General features: G+C 60.7%; 15 protein-coding genes and 1 tRNA gene. 5 read left to right on the plus strand and 11 right to left on the minus strand.

Translation table 11 applies throughout. The features are described from left to right. Positions 1-10: 10 nt before the first annotated feature. The 5 genes from queE to nadA all read left to right on the plus strand — a co-directional run bounded on the left by queE (position 11) and on the right by nadA (position 4,407). Positions 11-658 (plus strand): 7-carboxy-7-deazaguanine synthase QueE, encoded by a 648-nt coding sequence (gene queE, locus K7431_RS18030; RefSeq protein WP_015885605.1) that lies wholly within the window; start codon positions 11-13, stop codon positions 656-658. A 16-nt stretch (positions 659-674) separates the two neighbouring features. After that, positions 675-1,349, plus strand: coding sequence for a 7-cyano-7-deazaguanine synthase QueC (queC, locus tag K7431_RS18035; RefSeq protein ID WP_015885604.1), 675 nt, complete (start codon positions 675-677; stop codon positions 1,347-1,349). A 63-nt stretch (positions 1,350-1,412) separates the two neighbouring features. Beyond that, positions 1,413-1,488, plus strand: a tRNA-Lys gene (locus K7431_RS18040). Between the two features lie 316 nt (positions 1,489-1,804). Beyond that, positions 1,805-3,091: an OmpP1/FadL family transporter gene (locus K7431_RS18045; protein ID WP_015885603.1), complete on the plus strand. Its 1,287-nt coding sequence runs from the start codon at positions 1,805-1,807 to the stop codon at positions 3,089-3,091. A gap of 257 nt (positions 3,092-3,348) precedes the next feature. Continuing rightward, positions 3,349-4,407 (plus strand): quinolinate synthase NadA, encoded by a 1,059-nt coding sequence (nadA, locus tag K7431_RS18050; protein ID WP_015885602.1) that lies wholly within the window; start codon positions 3,349-3,351, stop codon positions 4,405-4,407. Between the two features lie 137 nt (positions 4,408-4,544). On the opposite strand, the gene K7431_RS18055 is transcribed toward nadA, so the two are convergent. The 11 genes from K7431_RS18055 to arcA form a co-directional block, all read right to left on the minus strand. Then, entirely contained in the window at positions 4,545-5,033 is a 489-nt protein-coding gene (locus K7431_RS18055) for an RDD family protein (protein ID WP_015885601.1), read from the minus strand. A 96-nt stretch (positions 5,034-5,129) separates the two neighbouring features. Next, entirely contained in the window at positions 5,130-5,342 is a 213-nt protein-coding gene (locus K7431_RS18060) for a cold-shock protein (protein ID WP_007951194.1), read from the minus strand. 393 nt (positions 5,343-5,735) lie between these two features. Beyond that, positions 5,736-6,860 (minus strand): glycine cleavage system aminomethyltransferase GcvT, encoded by a 1,125-nt coding sequence (gene gcvT, locus K7431_RS18065; RefSeq protein WP_015885600.1) that lies wholly within the window; start codon positions 6,858-6,860, stop codon positions 5,736-5,738. Positions 6,861-6,899: 39 nt separating this feature from the next. Then, positions 6,900-8,276: an L-serine ammonia-lyase gene (locus K7431_RS18070; RefSeq protein WP_015885599.1), complete on the minus strand. Its 1,377-nt coding sequence runs from the start codon at positions 8,274-8,276 to the stop codon at positions 6,900-6,902. Between the two features lie 161 nt (positions 8,277-8,437). Next, the gene (gcvP, locus tag K7431_RS18075; protein ID WP_015885598.1) at positions 8,438-11,278 is read right to left on the minus strand and encodes an aminomethyl-transferring glycine dehydrogenase; all 2,841 of its coding nucleotides are present in this window, start codon (positions 11,276-11,278) and stop codon (positions 8,438-8,440) included. Between the two features lie 10 nt (positions 11,279-11,288). Further along, the gene (gcvH, locus tag K7431_RS18080) at positions 11,289-11,672 is read right to left on the minus strand and encodes a glycine cleavage system protein GcvH (RefSeq protein ID WP_015885597.1); all 384 of its coding nucleotides are present in this window, start codon (positions 11,670-11,672) and stop codon (positions 11,289-11,291) included. 444 nt (positions 11,673-12,116) lie between these two features. Next, entirely contained in the window at positions 12,117-13,628 is a 1,512-nt protein-coding gene (locus K7431_RS18085; RefSeq protein ID WP_015885596.1) for a sigma-54-dependent transcriptional regulator, read from the minus strand. Positions 13,629-13,842: 214 nt separating this feature from the next. Beyond that, on the minus strand, positions 13,843-14,205 hold the full coding sequence (locus K7431_RS18090) for a DUF5064 family protein (protein WP_015885595.1): 363 nt from the start codon (positions 14,203-14,205) through the stop codon (positions 13,843-13,845). A gap of 18 nt (positions 14,206-14,223) precedes the next feature. Further along, the gene (arcC, locus tag K7431_RS18095; protein ID WP_015885594.1) at positions 14,224-15,153 is read right to left on the minus strand and encodes a carbamate kinase; all 930 of its coding nucleotides are present in this window, start codon (positions 15,151-15,153) and stop codon (positions 14,224-14,226) included. Between the two features lie 94 nt (positions 15,154-15,247). Further along, complete coding sequence (locus K7431_RS18100; protein WP_015885593.1) at positions 15,248-16,258, minus strand: ornithine carbamoyltransferase; 1,011 nt, start codon at positions 16,256-16,258, stop codon at positions 15,248-15,250. Positions 16,259-16,327: 69 nt separating this feature from the next. Next, positions 16,328-17,584, minus strand: a complete 1,257-nt coding sequence (gene arcA, locus K7431_RS18105; protein ID WP_015885592.1) for an arginine deiminase — start codon at positions 17,582-17,584, stop codon at positions 16,328-16,330. Positions 17,585-17,596 lie beyond the last annotated feature (12 nt).

The following is a 17,596-nucleotide window of genomic DNA, read 5'->3' on the forward strand; positions in this document are numbered from 1 at the left end:
CGTGGCGACTATGCAAGACACATTACGTATTACCGAAGTTTTTTACTCGTTGCAGGGTGAAACGCGAACGGCCGGCCTGCCCACAGTCTTTGTGCGCCTCACCGGTTGCCCCTTGCGTTGCCAGTACTGCGACAGCGCCTACGCCTTCAGTGGTGGCACCGTGCGCACCCTCGATGACATCCTGGAGCAGGTGGCCGGCTACAAGCCGCGCTATGTCTGCGTAACCGGCGGTGAACCGCTGGCCCAGCCCAACGCCATCCCATTGCTCAAGCAGCTGTGTGACGCCGGCTACGAGGTTTCCCTGGAGACCAGTGGTGCGCTGGACATCTCGGCAGTCGATCCCCGTGTAAGCCGCGTGGTCGACCTCAAGACCCCAGGCTCCAAGGAAGCGCACCGTAACCGCTACGAGAACATCGAGCTGCTGACGGCCAACGATCAGGTCAAGTTTGTCATCTGTTCGCGCGAGGACTACGACTGGGCGAACTCCAAGCTGATTCAATACGGGTTGGACCGACGCGCCGGCGAAGTGCTGTTCTCGCCAAGCCACCATGACTTGAACGCCCGTGACCTCGCCGATTGGGTGGTTGCGGACAATCTACCGGTGCGCCTGCAATTGCAGTTGCATAAATACCTTTGGAACGACGAGCCAGGACGCTGATATGACTGAACACACCATGGATCAAAAACGCGCGGTAATCCTGCTCTCCGGCGGCCTCGACTCCGCCACAGTGGTGGCTATGGCGCAAGCGCAGGGCTACAGCTGCTACACCATGAGTTTCGACTACGGCCAACGTCACCGTGCCGAGCTGAACGCCGCCGCCCGTGTCGCCCGTGACATGGGCGTGGTGGAGCACAAGGTGATCGGCTTGAACCTCAACGGCATCGGCGGCTCCGCGCTGACCGACAGCAGCATCGACGTGCCGGAAGCCCCCAGCGAAGGCATACCGGTGACTTATGTGCCGGCACGCAACACCGTGTTCCTGTCCCTGGCCCTTGGCTGGGCGGAAGTGCTCAACGCTCGAGATATCTTTATCGGCGTCAACGCGGTGGATTACTCCGGCTACCCGGACTGCCGCCCTGAATTCGTCGAGTCGTTCGAACGCATGGCCAACCTGGCCACAAAGGCCGGTGTAGAAGGGCAAGGCTTCCGCATCCTGGCGCCACTGCAAAACCTGAGCAAGGCCGATATCGTGAAGGCTGGCGTAGGACTTGGCGTCGATTACTCGCTGACTGTTTCCTGCTACCAGGCAGACGATGACGGCCGTGCTTGTGGGAAATGCGACAGCTGCCGACTGCGTGCAGAAGGCTTCCAAGCCGCCGGAATTGCTGACCCAACGCGTTATTTCTGATTTATTTCAAATAAGGTGTTGAATAATCCTTAGAAATCAGTATTATACGCGCCACCACACAGCGGGTCGTTAGCTCAGTTGGTAGAGCAGTTGGCTTTTAACCAATTGGTCGTAGGTTCGAATCCCACACGACCCACCATTTTTGGCGGTTTAGAAAATCCGGAAGGCCCACGCAAGTGAGGATTTCCGGGTTTTTTTTTGCCTGTTTGAAAACACAGCGAGCCCCAGGCCAACGAAAGCCTGGGGTTTTTTGTATCTGCGCGAAGCTGCCGTTGTCGCCAAAACCCATGGGTCACAATCGGGTTTTAAGGTCATTGCTGGAGACAAAAATACGGCCAAAGTCTTTGAAATCCATAGGATTGTCCGACAATCCAATGGATGAAAAACTCTTCATAAACCACCCGCTCGAACGTTGGTAGCTTCCTCATCGCTGCCCCATCATTCGAGTCCTAATAATGAATAACAAAACTCTTAAAGGCGCCTTGGCGCTTGCCGTTTCCCTGGCCTCAACCCAGCTGTTCGCCGGTGGTTTCGCATTAAATGAACAAAGCATCAGTTCAATGGGCACGGGCTACGCCGGTCGCTCCTCTTCGGCCGAGGACGCGAGTACGGTGTTCGGCAACCCCGCCGGCATGTCCCGCTTGAAGAAGAATGAAGTCAGCCTCGGCGCGACCTACCTTGATGCCAAAACCGATATCAAAGACGCCAGTTCCTCGCAGTTCGGTGCCAACAACCCAGGCACCAACAAAGGCGACATGGTGCCCGGCATTGCCGTGCCGATGGGCTACCTGGTCACGCCCATCGATGAGCACTGGGCGTTCGGCCTGGGCATCTACGCGCCGTTCGGCCTGGTGACCGACTATGAGCACAGCTTCCAGGGCAATGCTTTTGGCAGTAAGAGCAAGGTGTCGGTCATCACCGTGCAGCCAACGGTCAGCTATGCCTTCAACGACAAAGTGTCGGTGGGCTTTGGCCCGACTTTCAACCGCATCGACGGCGAGCTGGATTCCAACGTGCCCTTGGGGGGTGGCGCCGGCGAAAGCGTGAAGGTCAAGGGTAACGACAACGCCGCGGGGTTCAACGCCGGTATCCTCGTGCAGCCTCTCGACAGCACGCGTATCGGTGTGACCTACCACTCGCAGGTGGTGTATCACCTCAGCGGCAAGACCCATGCGTCCGGCCTGATTTCCGATACCTTTGACGGCGGGCCGCAGAAGTATGACGCCAGCCTGGACCTGACAACCCCTTCGTCGGTGGATTTCTCGGTCACCCAGCAACTGAATGACGACTGGACCCTCTACCTCGGCAGCACGTACACGCGTTGGAGTCAGTTGAAGAAGATCACCATCAACAACGACGGTGTGTCCGACCTCACCGCTCAATTCGGCGGCCTGGGTTCGATCACCGAGCAACAGCACTGGCATGACACCTGGTCCCACGCCATCGGCGCGGCCTATCGGGTCAACAAAGCACTGGTGCTGCGGACCGGTTTTTCGGTGGACCAGACGCCGACCAACAACACTGACCGATCCGTGCGGATTCCCACGGGTGATCGCACGGTTTTCAGCCTGGGCGCGGGCTGGACGCCAGTCGACAACCTGACCTTCGATGTGGCGTATTCCTACCTCAAGGAAGAGCCGATCAAGGTGCGGCAGAACCTTTCCCAAGTAGGCCTCACCTACGATGCCAAGTATGAAAATAGCGCCAATGGCTTTGGTGGGTCGGTGACTTACCGCTTCTGACGTCCGCGCAACGCACAGCGTCGGTTGTAAAAACGGGAAACCCCAGCCTTGGGGTTTCCCGTTTTTTTACACCCGACGGACGTACCCGCGAATGCCAGATTAGGCTTTTGAAACCATTGGATATTCTGTAGCCTTGCGCAGCTTCATCGCTAACCGTGCTTGATGAACACAATCACTTCGTCCGGCGGCGCCCGAAGGGCTCCAGAGCCGGTGGTACACTCGACTTTCGCGCAACGGCGCCTGCAGGTCTTGCGAACATGACGCAAATTTCCGAACGCCTTCTGGTTCAAGCCCACCTCGACGCCAAGCAGCCCAAGGCGCTCAGCGCCGATGAAGAGGCTGGCCTGCGTACCGCCATCGCCGCCGAGCTCAAAGCGCAAGACGCTGTGCTGGTTGCTCACTTCTACTGCGACCCGGTCATCCAGGCCCTGGCCGAAGAAACCGGCGGCTGTGTCTCCGACTCCTTGGAAATGGCCCGCTTCGGCGCCGCCCACCCGGCCAAGACCGTGTTGGTTGCCGGTGTGCGTTTCATGGGCGAGACCGCCAAGATCCTCACACCCGAAAAACGCATCCTCATGCCCACCCTGGAAGCCACCTGCTCCCTGGACCTGGGCTGCCCGGTGGAGGAGTTCTCGGCGTTCTGCGACCAGCACCCCGAACGCACCGTGGTGGTGTATGCCAACACTTCGGCGGCAGTCAAAGCCCGGGCGGATTGGGTGGTGACGTCGAGCTGCGCGCTGGAAATCGTCGAAAGCCTGATGGACAACGGTGAAACCATCATTTGGGGACCTGACAAGCACCTGGGTACCTACATCCAGCGCCAGACCGGTGCCGATATGCTGTTGTGGGACGGCGCCTGCATCGTCCACGAAGAGTTCAAGTCCAAGCAGTTGGAAGACATGAAGGCGCTGTACCCGGACGCAGCCATTCTGGTGCACCCTGAGTCGCCGACTGCGGTGATCGAACTCGCGGATGCCGTGGGCTCGACCAGCCAACTGATTGCGGCTGCCCAGCGCCTGCCGAACAAGACCTTTATCGTCGCCACCGACCGCGGCATTTTCTACAAGATGCAGCAGCTGTGCCCGGACAAGGTCTTCGTCGAAGCGCCTACCGCCGGCAACGGGGCTGCGTGCCGTAGTTGCGCGCATTGCCCGTGGATGGCGATGAACACGCTGGAGCGCACGCTGCAGTGCCTGCGTGAGGGCACTAACGAGATCTTCGTCGAGCCGTCCGTGATCCCGCAGGCGGTGCGCCCGCTCAAGCGCATGCTGGATTTCACCCAAGCCGCACGCCTTAAACTCGCCGGCAACGCCTGACTCAAGGCGGGCTCAGTAAAAAAATGTGGGAGGGGGCTTGCTCCCGATAACGGAGTGTCAGTCAGCTCATTTGCCACTGATACCCTGCTATCGGGAGCAAGCCCCCTCCCACAGGTTGATTTCCACTCGTCAGGGCGTTATTTCTTCTGCTTCGGAATCCGCACTAACTGCGTATCCGAATAGATGTCATGCCAGCTGCGTTTGCGCTTATCAAACAGCGACCAGATAAACCCCAGCCCCACGCATAACCACGACGCGATCGCCACCACAAAGCGCAACAGCGCCTGCCACAGGCTGATCCGCGAGCCGTCCGCGTTCTGTACGCGCACGCCCCACACCTGCATGCCCAGGGTCTGGCCGGAATGGGTCCAGAACTTCGCAAAGAAGCCAAACAGCACAAACAACAGAATCGTCGACAGCAACGGGTCGCCGTCCAGCGCGCCGGATTCGGTGAGGGTGCGCATCTTGGCCTCGCCAACAAACGCGATCCAGACCAGCTTGTAGATAAACGCAGTGACAATCAGCAGGGCAGTGCACAACAGGAAGTCATAGAACATCGCTGCCAGGCGACGGCCCAGGCCAACGGCGGGGAACTCGCCTTGGGGGCTCAGCAGGGGTTTCGGCATGGCAGGGCTCTCTTATGAAAAAAGCCATTTTACGAGCAAACGCGCATAAAAAAGCCCCTGATGTCAGCATCAGGGGCTTTTTGTCGCAGGGAAGGATCAGGCTTCTGCGATTACTTCATCAGCCTGCATGCCTTTTTGACCCTGCACGGCAACGAAGGTCACCTTCTGGCCTTCTTTCAGGCTCTTGAAGCCGTTGCCTTGAATAGCGCGGAAATGCACGAACAGATCCGGACCGCTTTCTGGAGTGATAAAACCAAACCCTTTCTCGTCGTTAAACCACTTGACGGTACCGCTCTGACGTGTCGACATTTCTTCTTTCCTTTGACGCTAAAAATTAATGACAGCCCCTTTCGAATGAAAGAGTACTGGGCTGGGTTGCAGGAAAGTAAGAGACGTCGAACGGGTTGTAGCACAACTACTTCAGCTACTGCCCAGGTCCAGGTTCCAAGCGACCCATGCAAACACAGTGGTCAAACTCTACGCCAACTAACAGAGAAAAAACAAGTCCTGCCAAAAGCCCAGCTTTTGCTGGGGCTAATGACACTTGTATGAATGTTGTGGGTCTGACTTATTCGATAGAGTTGGTCACTTGTTATAGGTTGAACCCTATAACAAAGACTATCGACAGTGCACTGTTTTATGGCGGTTGCGTTACAGATTAGTGCACGTTAACGCAACCGCGTTACTTATAGAAACAGTCAATCAGCCACGGAAGTAACGTTGCGGTACAAATGGCATTTTACTTACACGAAGTGGCACCTTTTTCCCACGCACCAACGCAGAGACTTCGGTGTCCAGTGCGATGAATGCGCTGTCCAGATAACCCATTGCCAACGGGCCGCCGAGGGTCGGACCGAAACCACCGCTGCATACGCTGCCAATCACTGTGCCGTCGGCGTCGACGATCTCCGCGCCTTCGCGCACGGGCGTGCGCTCTTGTGGCAACAGGCCTACACGTTTACGGCTCACACCGGCTTGCTGCTGGGTGAAGATCGTGTCGGCACCCGGGAAGCCACCGGCACGTGGGCCATCAGCGCGACGGGCCTTTGAGATCGCCCACAGCAAGCTGGCTTCGATCGGCGTGGTGTCGGTGTTCATGTCGTGGCCGTACAGGCACAGGCCCGCTTCCAGGCGCAATGAATCGCGGGCGCCCAGGCCGATGGCCTGCACTTCGGTCTCCGCCAGGAGGCTGCGGGCGAGGCTTTCGGCGTTGGCGGCCGGTACTGAGATTTCGAAGCCGTCTTCACCGGTGTAGCCCGAACGGCTGACATAGCAGTCCACGCCTAGCAGGCGCAGGGAGGCGAACTGCATAAACGTCATCTGGGTGACTTCCGGTGCCAGGCGGGCCAGCACCTTGACCGCCGCCGGGCCTTGCAGCGCCAGCAAGGCGCGCTCTTCAAACAATGGCTCGATGCTGCACTGGTCGCCGATATGCTGACGCAGGTGCGCCAGATCCTGGTCCTTGCAGGCGGCGTTGACCACCAGGAACAGTTCGTCGTTGCCCAGGTTCGCCACCATCAGGTCGTCGAGAATGCCGCCCTGAGCGTTGGTGAACATCGCATAGCGCTGCATGCCTACCGGCAGGTCGATGATGTCGACTGGCACCAGGGTTTCCAGGGCCTTGGCGGCATTCGCGCCGGTCAGGCGGATCTGGCCCATGTGGGACACGTCGAACAGCCCGGCCTGATCACGGGTGTGCAGGTGTTCCTTCATGACGCCCAGTGGGTATTGCACCGGCATGTCGTAGCCGGCGAAGGGCACCATGCGCGCGCCCAGTTCAATGTGCAGGGCGTGCAGAGGGGTTTTCAACAGGGTTTCGGTGGACATATTCAGCTCCTGAAAAACGTGCTGGCGCGCCGTTAGGCGTCAGCACTCGATAATGTTGACCGCCAAACCGCCACGGGCGGTTTCCTTGTATTTGCTTTTCATGTCGGCGCCGGTCTGGCGCATGGTGCGGATGACCTTGTCCAGCGAGACGAAGTGTTGCCCGTCGCCACGCAGCGCCATGCGCACCGCATTGATCGCCTTGACCGAGCCCATCGCATTGCGCTCGATGCAGGGCACCTGCACCAGCCCGCCAATCGGGTCGCAGGTGAGGCCGAGGTTGTGTTCCATGCCGATTTCGGCGGCGTTTTCCACCTGGGAAACGCTGCCACCCAAGACTTCGCACAGCGCGCCGGCGGCCATGGAACAGGCCACGCCGACTTCACCCTGGCAGCCGACTTCGGCACCCGAGATCGACGCGTTTTCCTTGTACAGAATGCCGATGGCGGCGGCGGTGAGCAGGAAGCGCACCACGCCGTCTTCGTTCGCGCCGGGGATAAAGCGCATGTAGTAATGCAGCACCGCCGGCACAATCCCGGCCGCACCGTTGGTGGGCGCCGTGACCACGCGCCCGCCGTTGGCGTTTTCTTCGTTGACCGCCAGCGCGTACAGATTGACCCAATCCAGCACCGACAGTGGGTCGCGCAGCGCCGATTCCGGGTGCTTGCACAGCTGGCGATGCAACGCCGCGGCGCGACGCTTGACCTTCAGGCCGCCAGGCAGAATCCCTTCATTGCGACAGCCGGCGTCCACGCAGTCCTGCATCACTTGCCAGATCTTCAGCAGGCCGGCGCGGGTTTCCGCTTCCGGGCGCCAGGCACTTTCATTGGTCAGCATCACCTGGCTGATGGACAGCCCGTAAGTGGTGCAATGGCCCAGCAAGTCCTTGGCGTGCTTGAAGGGGAAGGTCAATGGCGTGGCGTCTTCGACAATCCGGTCGGCGCCGGCGGCGTCTTCATCCACCACAAAACCGCCGCCCACCGAGTAGTACTCGCGGCTGCGGATCTGGATATTGGCGGCGTCGAAGGCGCGGAAAATCATGCCGTTGGGATGATAGGCGAGGGGTTTGCGAATCATCGCCAAGTGTTCTTTCTCGTTGAACACGATGCTGTGTTCGCCGAGCAAATTCAGGCGGCCGTCCTTGCGCATCTGCGCCAGGCGCGTTGCCACGGTTTCGGTATTCACGGTGTCCGGGTGTTCGCCTTCCAGCCCAAGCAGTACGGCCTTGTCGCTGCCGTGGCCTTTGCCGGTGGCGCCGAGCGAGCCGTAGAGTTCCACCTTGACGCTGGTGGTGGCGCTCAGCAGGTTGTCGCGGCGCAGGCCCTCGACAAATCGGGCGGCGGCGCGCATCGGGCCCACGGTGTGGGAACTGGAGGGGCCGATGCCAATCTTGAACAGGTCGAACACGCTTAAAGACATGAGTTGTTCTCCGGTTTCTTATTATTTTCTGAAGGTCGCCTTGGTCAAGTGTGGGAGGGGGCTTGCCCCCGATGAAAGTGTGCCAGTCAGCTCATCTGTCTCTGACCCACCGCTATCGGGGGCAAGCCCCCTCCCACATTTGTACCCAGTACATCCTTAAGTTATGCGTAGCTCTCGATCGACGGGCACGCACACACCAAATTGCGATCGCCAAACACGTTGTCGACCCGACCCACCGGCGGCCAGTACTTGCCTTCGATCAACGAAGCTACCGGGTATACCGCCTGTTCACGGCTGTACGGGTGCGACCACTCACCGACCAATTCAGCGGCGGTGTGCGGGGCGTTCTTCAGTGGGTTGTCGTCCTTGTCCAGGGTGCCGTTTTCCACCGCGCGGATTTCTTCGCGGATGGCGATCATGGCGTCGCAGAAGCGGTCCAGTTCTTCCTTGGATTCGCTTTCGGTCGGCTCGATCATCAACGTGCCGGCAACCGGGAACGACATGGTCGGTGCGTGGAAGCCGAAGTCGATCAGGCGCTTGGCCACGTCATCTACGCTGATGCCGCTGCTGTCTTTGAGTGGGCGCAGGTCGAGGATGCATTCGTGCGCCACCAGGCCGTTGCTGCCGGTGTACAGCACGGGGTAGTGCTCTTCCAGGCGACGGGAAATGTAGTTGGCATTCAGGATCGCCAGCTGCGAAGCGCGCTTGAGCCCCGCGCCGCCCATCATGCTGATGTACATCCAGGTGATCGGCAGGATGCTCGCGCTGCCGAACGGCGCTGCGCATACCGCGCCTTCCTTGCGTTCCATGGCGGCGTGGCCCGGCAGGAACGGCGTGAGGTGCGACTTGACGCCGATCGGGCCAACGCCCGGGCCGCCACCGCCGTGAGGAATGCAGAAGGTCTTGTGCAGGTTCAGGTGGGACACGTCGCCGCCGAACTTGCCCGGTGCGCAGAGGCCGACCATGGCGTTCATGTTGGCGCCGTCGATGTACACCTGGCCACCGTTGTCGTGAATGATGCCGCAGATTTCGCGGATACCTTCTTCGAACACGCCGTGGGTGGACGGGTAGGTGATCATCAGCGCGGCGAGGTGATCGCGGTGCTCAATGGCCTTGGCGCGCAGGTCTTCGATATCGACGTTGCCACGCGCATCGCAAGCGGTCACCACGACACGCATGCCCGCCATGTTGGCGGTGGCCGGGTTGGTGCCGTGGGCCGACGACGGGATCAGGCAGATGTCGCGACGTTCTTCGCCACGGCTCTGGTGATAGGCACGAATGGCCAAGAGGCCTGCGTACTCGCCCTGGGAACCGGCGTTCGGTTGCAACGAGATCGCGTCGTAACCGGTGGCCGCGCAGAGCATGGCTTCCAGGTCCGAGGTCAGTTGCAGGTAGCCGGCGCTTTGTTCGGCGGGAGCGAACGGGTGCAGGGCACCGAACTCGGCCCAGGTCACCGGGATCATTTCGCTGGCGGCGTTGAGCTTCATGGTGCACGAGCCCAGCGGAATCATGGTGCGGTCCAGCGCCAGGTCCTTGTCGGCCAGCTTGCGCAGGTAGCGCATCAGCTCGGTTTCGGAGTGATAGCGGTTGAACACCGGGTGGCTGAGGATCGGCGACTGGCGCAGCAGCGCTGCCGGCAGGGTGCTGTCCACGTTGGCCGCGAAGTCAGGCAAGGCCTTGCCGTCGGCGAAGATCGCCCACAGGGTTTCAATGTCGGCTTGTGTGGTGGTTTCGTCCACCGACACACCCAGACGCTCAGCGTCCACGACACGCAGGTTGATGCGCTGGGCGCGGGCCTTGTCGTGCAGGGTGGCGGTGTTGGCACCGGTGTTGAGGGTGAGGGTGTCGAAGAAGTGTTCCTGCTCGACCTTCTGGCCCAGGGCGGTCAAGCCCTTGGCCAGGATCGCGGTCAGCTGGTGAATGCGCTGGGCGATCTGCGTCAGGCCTTTGGGGCCGTGGTACACGGCGTACATGCTGGCGATGTTGGCCAACAGCACTTGGGCGGTGCAGATGTTGCTGGTGGCTTTCTCGCGACGGATATGTTGCTCGCGGGTCTGCATGGCCAGGCGCAGGGCCGGCTTGCCGAAACGGTCCACGGAGACGCCGACCAGACGGCCCGGCATGTCGCGCTTGAACGCATCCTTGGTGGAGAAGTACGCCGCGTGCGGGCCGCCAAAGCCCAGCGGCACGCCGAAGCGTTGCGCGCTGCCGATGGCCACGTCGGCACCGAACTCACCCGGCGGGGTCAGCAGGGTCAGGGCCAGCAGGTCGGCGGCCACGGCGACCAAAGCGTTGGAGGCGTGGAAACGCTCAGTCAGCGCGCGGTAGTCGAACACGTCACCGTTACTGGCCGGGTATTGCAGCAGGGCGCCGAAGAAGGCGCTGACGTCGGTCAGTTCACGCTCATCGCCCACCACCACATCAATACCCAGTGGCTCGGCACGGGTGCGCAGCACGTCGAGGGTTTGCGGGTGGCTGTGGATCGAGGCGAAGAAGGCATTGCTGCCCTTGTTCTTGCTCAGGCGCTTGCAGAAGGTCATGGCTTCGGCGGCTGCGGTGGCTTCGTCAAGCAGCGAGGCGTTGGCGATCGGCAGGCCGGTGAGGTCGCTGATCAGGGTCTGGAAGTTCAGCAACGCTTCCAGGCGGCCTTGGGAAATTTCTGGCTGGTACGGGGTGTAGGCGGTGTACCAGGCCGGGTTTTCCAACAGGTTGCGCAGGATAGGCGACGGCGTGTGGCAGTTGTAGTAGCCCTGGCCGATGTAGGTCTTGAACAGTTGGTTCTGGCCGGCGATGGCCTTGATCTTGGCCAGGGCCTCGGCTTCGCTCAGGCCATCTTCCAGGCCGAGCACGCTGGTGCCCTTGATGCTTTCCGGGATCACGCTGGCGCTCAGGGCTTCCAGGGAGTCAAAGCCCAGGCTGGCGAGCATGTGTTGCTCGTCTTCCTGGCGCGGGCCGATGTGGCGGGCGATGAATTCGTTGGCGGTAGTCAGATTAACGGTCATGGCGCGCTCCTCAAGCTTCAGCGTTGGCTTTGATCAGGCGGTCGTACGCATCCTGATCCAACAGCTTAGCCACTGCACTGGCATCAGCGGGTTTAAAGCGGAAGAACCACCCTTCGCCCATCGGGTCTTCGTTGACCAACTCCGGGCTGCCATCGAGTTTGTCGTTCACTTCGAGCACTTCACCGTCCAGCGGCATGTACACACCGCTGGCGGCCTTGACCGACTCCACGGTGGACGCTTCAGCGCCCTTGTCGTAGGCCTGCAACTCCGGCAGTTGCACGAAAACCACATCACCCAGCGCGTTCTGCGCAAAAGCGGTGATACCCACGGTGACGCTGCCGTCAGCTTCGGCGCGCAGCCATTCGTGATCTTCAGTGAAACGCAACTCGCTCATGGAAACTCCTCGGGGCCAGATTCGTCTGGTGGACGGGATTGGAATAATGGGGAGTTGCTTAGCAATATCGCGGCCAAGGTTAGTAAGTCTTTATAAATCAGTGAGTTATAAAAAATGGCTATGACGAGATGACGGTTGGCTGTAGCGATTTCGCTACACACGTGCGCGTGAAAAAAAGCCTATGTGGATCAAAGCCTTGCATGGCGCGCAAAAAACAGGGTTGTAGCGATATCGTTACGCTGTAGCGCTTTCAGTACAGCCGATGTCGTTCTCAGACCAAAACCTGGCAGGCGGTCGATGTTTGGAATGCTGCCAATGTGGGAGGGGGCTTGCCCCCGATGGCGATGGGTCAGTTAGAGATGCTTTGATTGACACACTGCTATCGGGGGCAAGTCGAATCGTCGCACCGCCCCTCCCACATTTGACCTCTATCGACCCAGCCAGTCAGGGCTTGTTGGAGGGAATGCCGTACTTGCGCAGGCGATGAGCAATCGCCGTGTGGGAGGTCTGCAGCCGGCTGGCCAGTTGGCGGGTCGAGGGGTAGCTGGCGTAGAGCTTTTCCAGCAGGCTGCGTTCGAAATCTTCCATGGCCTGTTCCAGGCTGTCGACTTCGCCGTCGCCCTGGCGCGCCACCGAGGTGCCAGCGATGTCGAGGTCGCCGATGTCCACCAGGCTGCTTTCGCAGATGGCGGCGGCGCGGAAGATCACGTTCTGCAGTTGCCGAACGTTGCCCGGCCAGCGGTTGCCCAGCAGCGCCGGGTAAGTACCGGGCGCCAGGCGGCACACCGGGCGCTGGATCTGTGCGCAGGCCTGCTGCATGAAGTAGCGGGCGAGCAGCAGGATGTCCTGGCCGCGTTCGCGCAAGGGCGGCACTTCAACGTTAAGCACATTGAGGCGGTAGAACAGGTCTTCGCGGAAGGTGCCCTCGCTGACCATTTTTTCCAGGTCACGGTGGGTGGCGCTGAGAATGCGCACATTGACCTTCACTTCACGGTCGCCGCCGACGCGACGGAAGCTGCCGTCATTGAGAAAACGCAGCAGCTTGGCCTGTAAGTACGGCGACATCTCGCCGATCTCATCGAGGAACACCGTGCCTTGGTTGGCCAACTCCATCAGCCCTGGCTTGCCACCGCGTTGCGCGCCGGTAAAGGCGCCCGGTGCATAACCGAACAGCTCGCTCTCGGCGAGGTTCTCCGGCAGCGCCGCGCAGTTCAAGGCCAGGAACGGCGCGCTGTGGCGTGCACTGATGGCGTGGCAGGCACGCGCGACCAATTCCTTGCCGGTGCCGGTTTCGCCCTGGATCAACAGCGGTGCATCCAACGCTGCCACTCGCTGCGCGCGCGCCTTGAGGGTGCGGATGACCGGCGACTCGCCGAGCAGCGCATCAAAGCCTTCGGCATGGCCGTGGTGCAACGCCGAGAGTTGTTCGCCAATGCGATTGGGTTGATAGAGCGTCAGCAGCGCGCCGGCGTCGGTAATCGGCGTGGCGTCCAGCAACAGCGTCTGGCCGTTGACGCTGATCTCTCGCAACGGCAAGCGAAAGCCTTGTTCCAGCAAGGTCTCCAGCAGGGCCGGATCATTGAACAGCTCGCTGATGCTTTCCCCGGCCGGTTCGCGACCGTACAGGGCGATCAACGCCGGGTTGGCCAGCAGGATCTTGCCCGCGCTGTCCAGCGCCAGCACCGGGTCGGTCATGGCGGCCAGCAGGGCGTCGAGTTGCAGGTGGCGGCGTTGGCCGGGGAGGATGTCCACCACCGTGACCGCCTGCACGCCGTGCACGCTGAACAGCGCGTCACGCAGTTCTTCGAGGACGTCGGCGCTCAGGGTCGGCGCGTCGATATAGACGTTGGGCGGCACCATCTCCACCGCATCCAGGTTGAGATTGCGCCCACCGAGCAAGGCCAGGACTTCCTGGGTAATGCCGACGCGGTCGATGAAACTGACGTGGATACGCATGGGGCTGCTGACAATTCTGGGACGCGAGAGGCAGCAAGTATGCCTTGCAGAGGGTGGAGATCAAAATGTGGGAGGGGGCTTGCTGTGGCGAGGGAGCTTGCTCCCGTCCGACAGCGAAGCTGGAGTCGGCTATTTGGGGCGCTGCGCACCCCAACGGGAGCAAGCTCCCTCGCCGCAAAAGCCCCCTCCCACACTTGAAGCCAGGTTGTGCCAGTTATTCCAAGTGTTCGGGTTTGATGGGGTCACCCGATTTCACATCCAACTGATGCCGCACATCTTCGAACATCTGGTCGTACTGCTTGTGCATCGAGCCATTGAGTACCGCAATCTTCGGCATCCCATACTTCTGCGCGATGTTCATCGCATGCCGGGCAAAGTCGAATGCCTGGTCCTTGGGCAAGAAGAACTCTTCCTTGAGGTCCTTGCCCTGCACCGAGCCGTGCAGCTTGAACAGCATGCCCTTGCCTTCCTTTGGGTCCTGGCTGACTTCGTAATCGATACACAGGTTGTAGCTGTAGTCATCCTTGTTCAGCGCGTGACGTTCAACGTGCAGGTGACCCGGTTCAAAGGTGGCCATAGGCGTATCTCCTCTACTTCACAGATAGGTGATGCCAGGTGTTGCCGTGCTGATGCGCGTGCCGGCGCTGCCCTGGACGATGGCTTCGATGTCCGAGAGTGAACCGATGACGGCGGTTTTGCCAGTCTGGCGGGCGAACTCACAGGCGGCTTGGACCTTGGGGCCCATGGAACCGGCGGCGAAGCCGAGTTTTTCCAGGTCGTCGGGGTGGGCCTGGCCGATGGCTTTCTGGGTCGGCTTACCGTAGTCGATAAACGCGGCGTTGACGTCGGTGGCGATCACCAGCAGATCGGCGTCCAGTTGCGCCGCCAGCAAGGAGGAGCACAGGTCCTTGTCGATCACCGCTTCGATGCCTTTGAGCTTACCGTCGTCGCCATACGTCGTCGGGATGCCACCACCGCCGGCGCAGATCACAATGGCGTTTTTTTCCAGCAGCCATTTGATCGGGCGAATTTCAAAGATGCGTTTGGGCCGTGGGCTGGCGACCACGCGGCGGTACTTGTCGCCATCCGGTGCAATCGCCCAGCCTTTTTCGGCGGCGAGTTTTTCCGCTTCGGCTTTGGAGTACACCGGGCCGATGGGTTTGGTCGGGTTCTGGAAGGCCGGGTCCTTGGCGTCGACTTCGACCTGGGTGAGCAGGGTGGCGAAGGGCACTTCGAAGTCCAGCAGGTTGCCCAGTTCCTGTTCGATGATGTAGCCGATCATGCCTTCGGTCTCGGCGCCGAGCACGTCCAGCGGGTAAGGCGACACCTGGGTGTAGGCCGCCGCCTGCAACGACAGCAGGCCGACTTGCGGACCATTGCCGTGGGCGATCACCAGCTCGTTGCCGGCATGGATCTTGGCGATCTGTTCGGTGGCGATGCGGATATTGGCGCGTTGGTTGTCCGCCGTCATGGGTTCACCACGGCGGAGCAGGGCGTTGCCGCCCAGGGCTACGACGATGCGCATAAAGAGTGTCCTTCTGAAATTCATCGTTGTGAACACGGCCAGTGTGGGAGGGGGCAAGCCCCCTCCCACACTGACTGTGTTCCAGCAGTAAGATTTAGATATCTGCGAGTGCCGACACCAGAATCGCCTTGATGGTATGCATGCGGTTTTCAGCCTGCTCAAACGCGATATTGGCCGGCGATTCGAACACTTCCTCGGTCACTTCCACGCCATTGGCCAGGTTCGGATAACGCGCGGCGATGTCCTTGCCCACCTTGGTTTCGCTGTTGTGGAAGGCCGGCAGGCAGTGCATGAACTTCACCCGAGGGTTGCCCGAGGCTTTCATCATCTTGGCGTTGACCTGGTACGGCAGCAGTTGCTCGATGCGCTCGTCCCACGCTTCCACCGGCTCACCCATGGACACCCAGATATCGGTGTGGATGAAGTCCACGCCCTTGACCGCTTCCTTCGGGTCTTCGGTGATGGTGATACGCGCGCCGCTTTCCTCGGCAAACGCCTGGCATTGCTTGATGAAATCCTCGTGCGGCCACAGGGCTTTCGGCGCGCCGATGCGCACGTCCATGCCCAGCTTGGCGCCGATCATCAGCAGTGAGTTGCCCATGTTGTAGCGCGCATCGCCCAGGTAGGCGTAGCTGATGTCATGCAGCGGTTTGTCGCTGTGCTCGCGCATGGTCAGGGTGTCGGCGATCATTTGGGTCGGGTGGAATTCGGCGGTGAGGCCGTTGAACACCGGCACCCCGGCGAACTTGGCCAGCTCTTCGACGATTTCCTGTTCGAAGCCACGGTATTCGATGGCGTCGAACATCCGGCCCAGTACGCGGGCGGTGTCTTTCATGCTTTCTTTGTGGCCGATCTGCGACGACACCGGGTCGATGTAGGTGACGTGGGCGCCCTGGTCATGGGCTGCGACTTCGAAGGCGCAGCGGGTGCGGGTCGAGGTTTTTTCGAAGATCAGCGCGATGTTCTTGCCCTGCAGGTGCGGACGCTCGGTGCCGGTGTATTTGGCGCGCTTGAGGTCGCGGGACAGGTCCAGCAGGTAGTTCAGCTCGCGGGTGGTGTGGTGCATCAGCGAGAGCAGGCTGCGGTTGCGCATGTTGAAAGCCATGATGGATCTCCTTCTGTTTAGGTTATCCCCTTGGCCGGCGCCTTATGGGCGACGGCCAAGGCCTGGAAATTAATAGTCGATAGGGTCGCGGATGATCGGGCAGGTCATGCAGTGACCGCCGCCGCGGCCACGGCCGAGTTCACCGGCGCTGATGGTGATCACTTCCACGCCCGCCTTGCGCAGCAGGGTGTTGGTGTAGGTGTTGCGGTCGTAGCCGATCACCACGCCAGGCTCCACGGCCACCACGTTGTTGCCGTCGTCCCATTGCTCGCGTTCGGCGGCAAAGCTGTTGCCGCCGGTCTCGACCACGCGCAGTGCCTTGAGGTTGAGGGCTGCGGCGACGGTGTCGAGGAAGTTGGTTTTCTCCCGTTGGATGTCGATGCCGTGTGGCTTGCTGTCATCTGGGCGCAGGGTGAAGGGCACGATCTGGTTGACCACTTCAGGGAAGACGGTGACCAGGTCGCGGTCGCAGAAGCTGAACACGGTGTCCAGGTGCATCGCCGCGCGGGATTTCGGCAGGCCGGCCACGATCACGCGTTCCACGGCTTTGTTCTTGAACAGGTTGCGCGCCAGTTGGCCGATGGCCTGGTGGGACGAGCGCTCGCCCATGCCGATCAACACCACGCCATTGCCAATTGGCATGACGTCGCCGCCTTCCAGCGTGGCGGCACCGTGTTCCTGGTCGGGATCGCCGTACCAGATCTGGAAGTCCGCCTGGGTGAACTCCGGGTGGAATTTGTAGATGGCGCTGGCCAGCAGGGTTTCCTGGCGTCGCGCCGGCCAGTACATCGGGTTGAGCGTCACACCGCCGTAGATCCAGCAGGTGGTGTCGCGGGTGAACTGGGTGTTGGGCAGCGGCGGCAGAATGAAACTGGCGTGGCCGAGGAAGTCGCGGAACATCTCGATGGTCTTGCCACCGAAGCTGCTTGGCAGGTCATCGGCCGACACGCCTCCGATCAGGAACTCGGCGATCTTGCGCGGCTCCAGGCTGCGCAGCCACGAACTGACTTCCTCGACCAGGCCCAGGCCTACCGTGTTGGAGGTGATCTTGCGTTCCAGGATCCAGTCCAGGGCTTCGGGGATGGCGACGATGTCGGTGAGCAGGTTGTGCATTTCCAGCACATCAATATCCCGCTCGCGCATCTTGGTGACGAAGTCGAAGTGGTCGCGCTTGGCCTGGGCCACCCAGAGCACGTCATCGAACAGCAGTTCATCGCAGTTATTGGGGGTTAGCCGCTGGTGGGCCAAACCTGGGGAGCACACCATGACTTTGCGCAGTTTGCCGGCTTCGGAATGTACGCCGTACTTCACTTTTTCCGTGGTCATTACAGATCCTCC

Origin of the sequence: Pseudomonas fluorescens group sp. (assembly GCF_020093335.1) — a bacterium.
Taxonomy (GTDB): Bacteria; Pseudomonadota; Gammaproteobacteria; order Pseudomonadales; family Pseudomonadaceae; genus Aquipseudomonas; species Aquipseudomonas petroselini.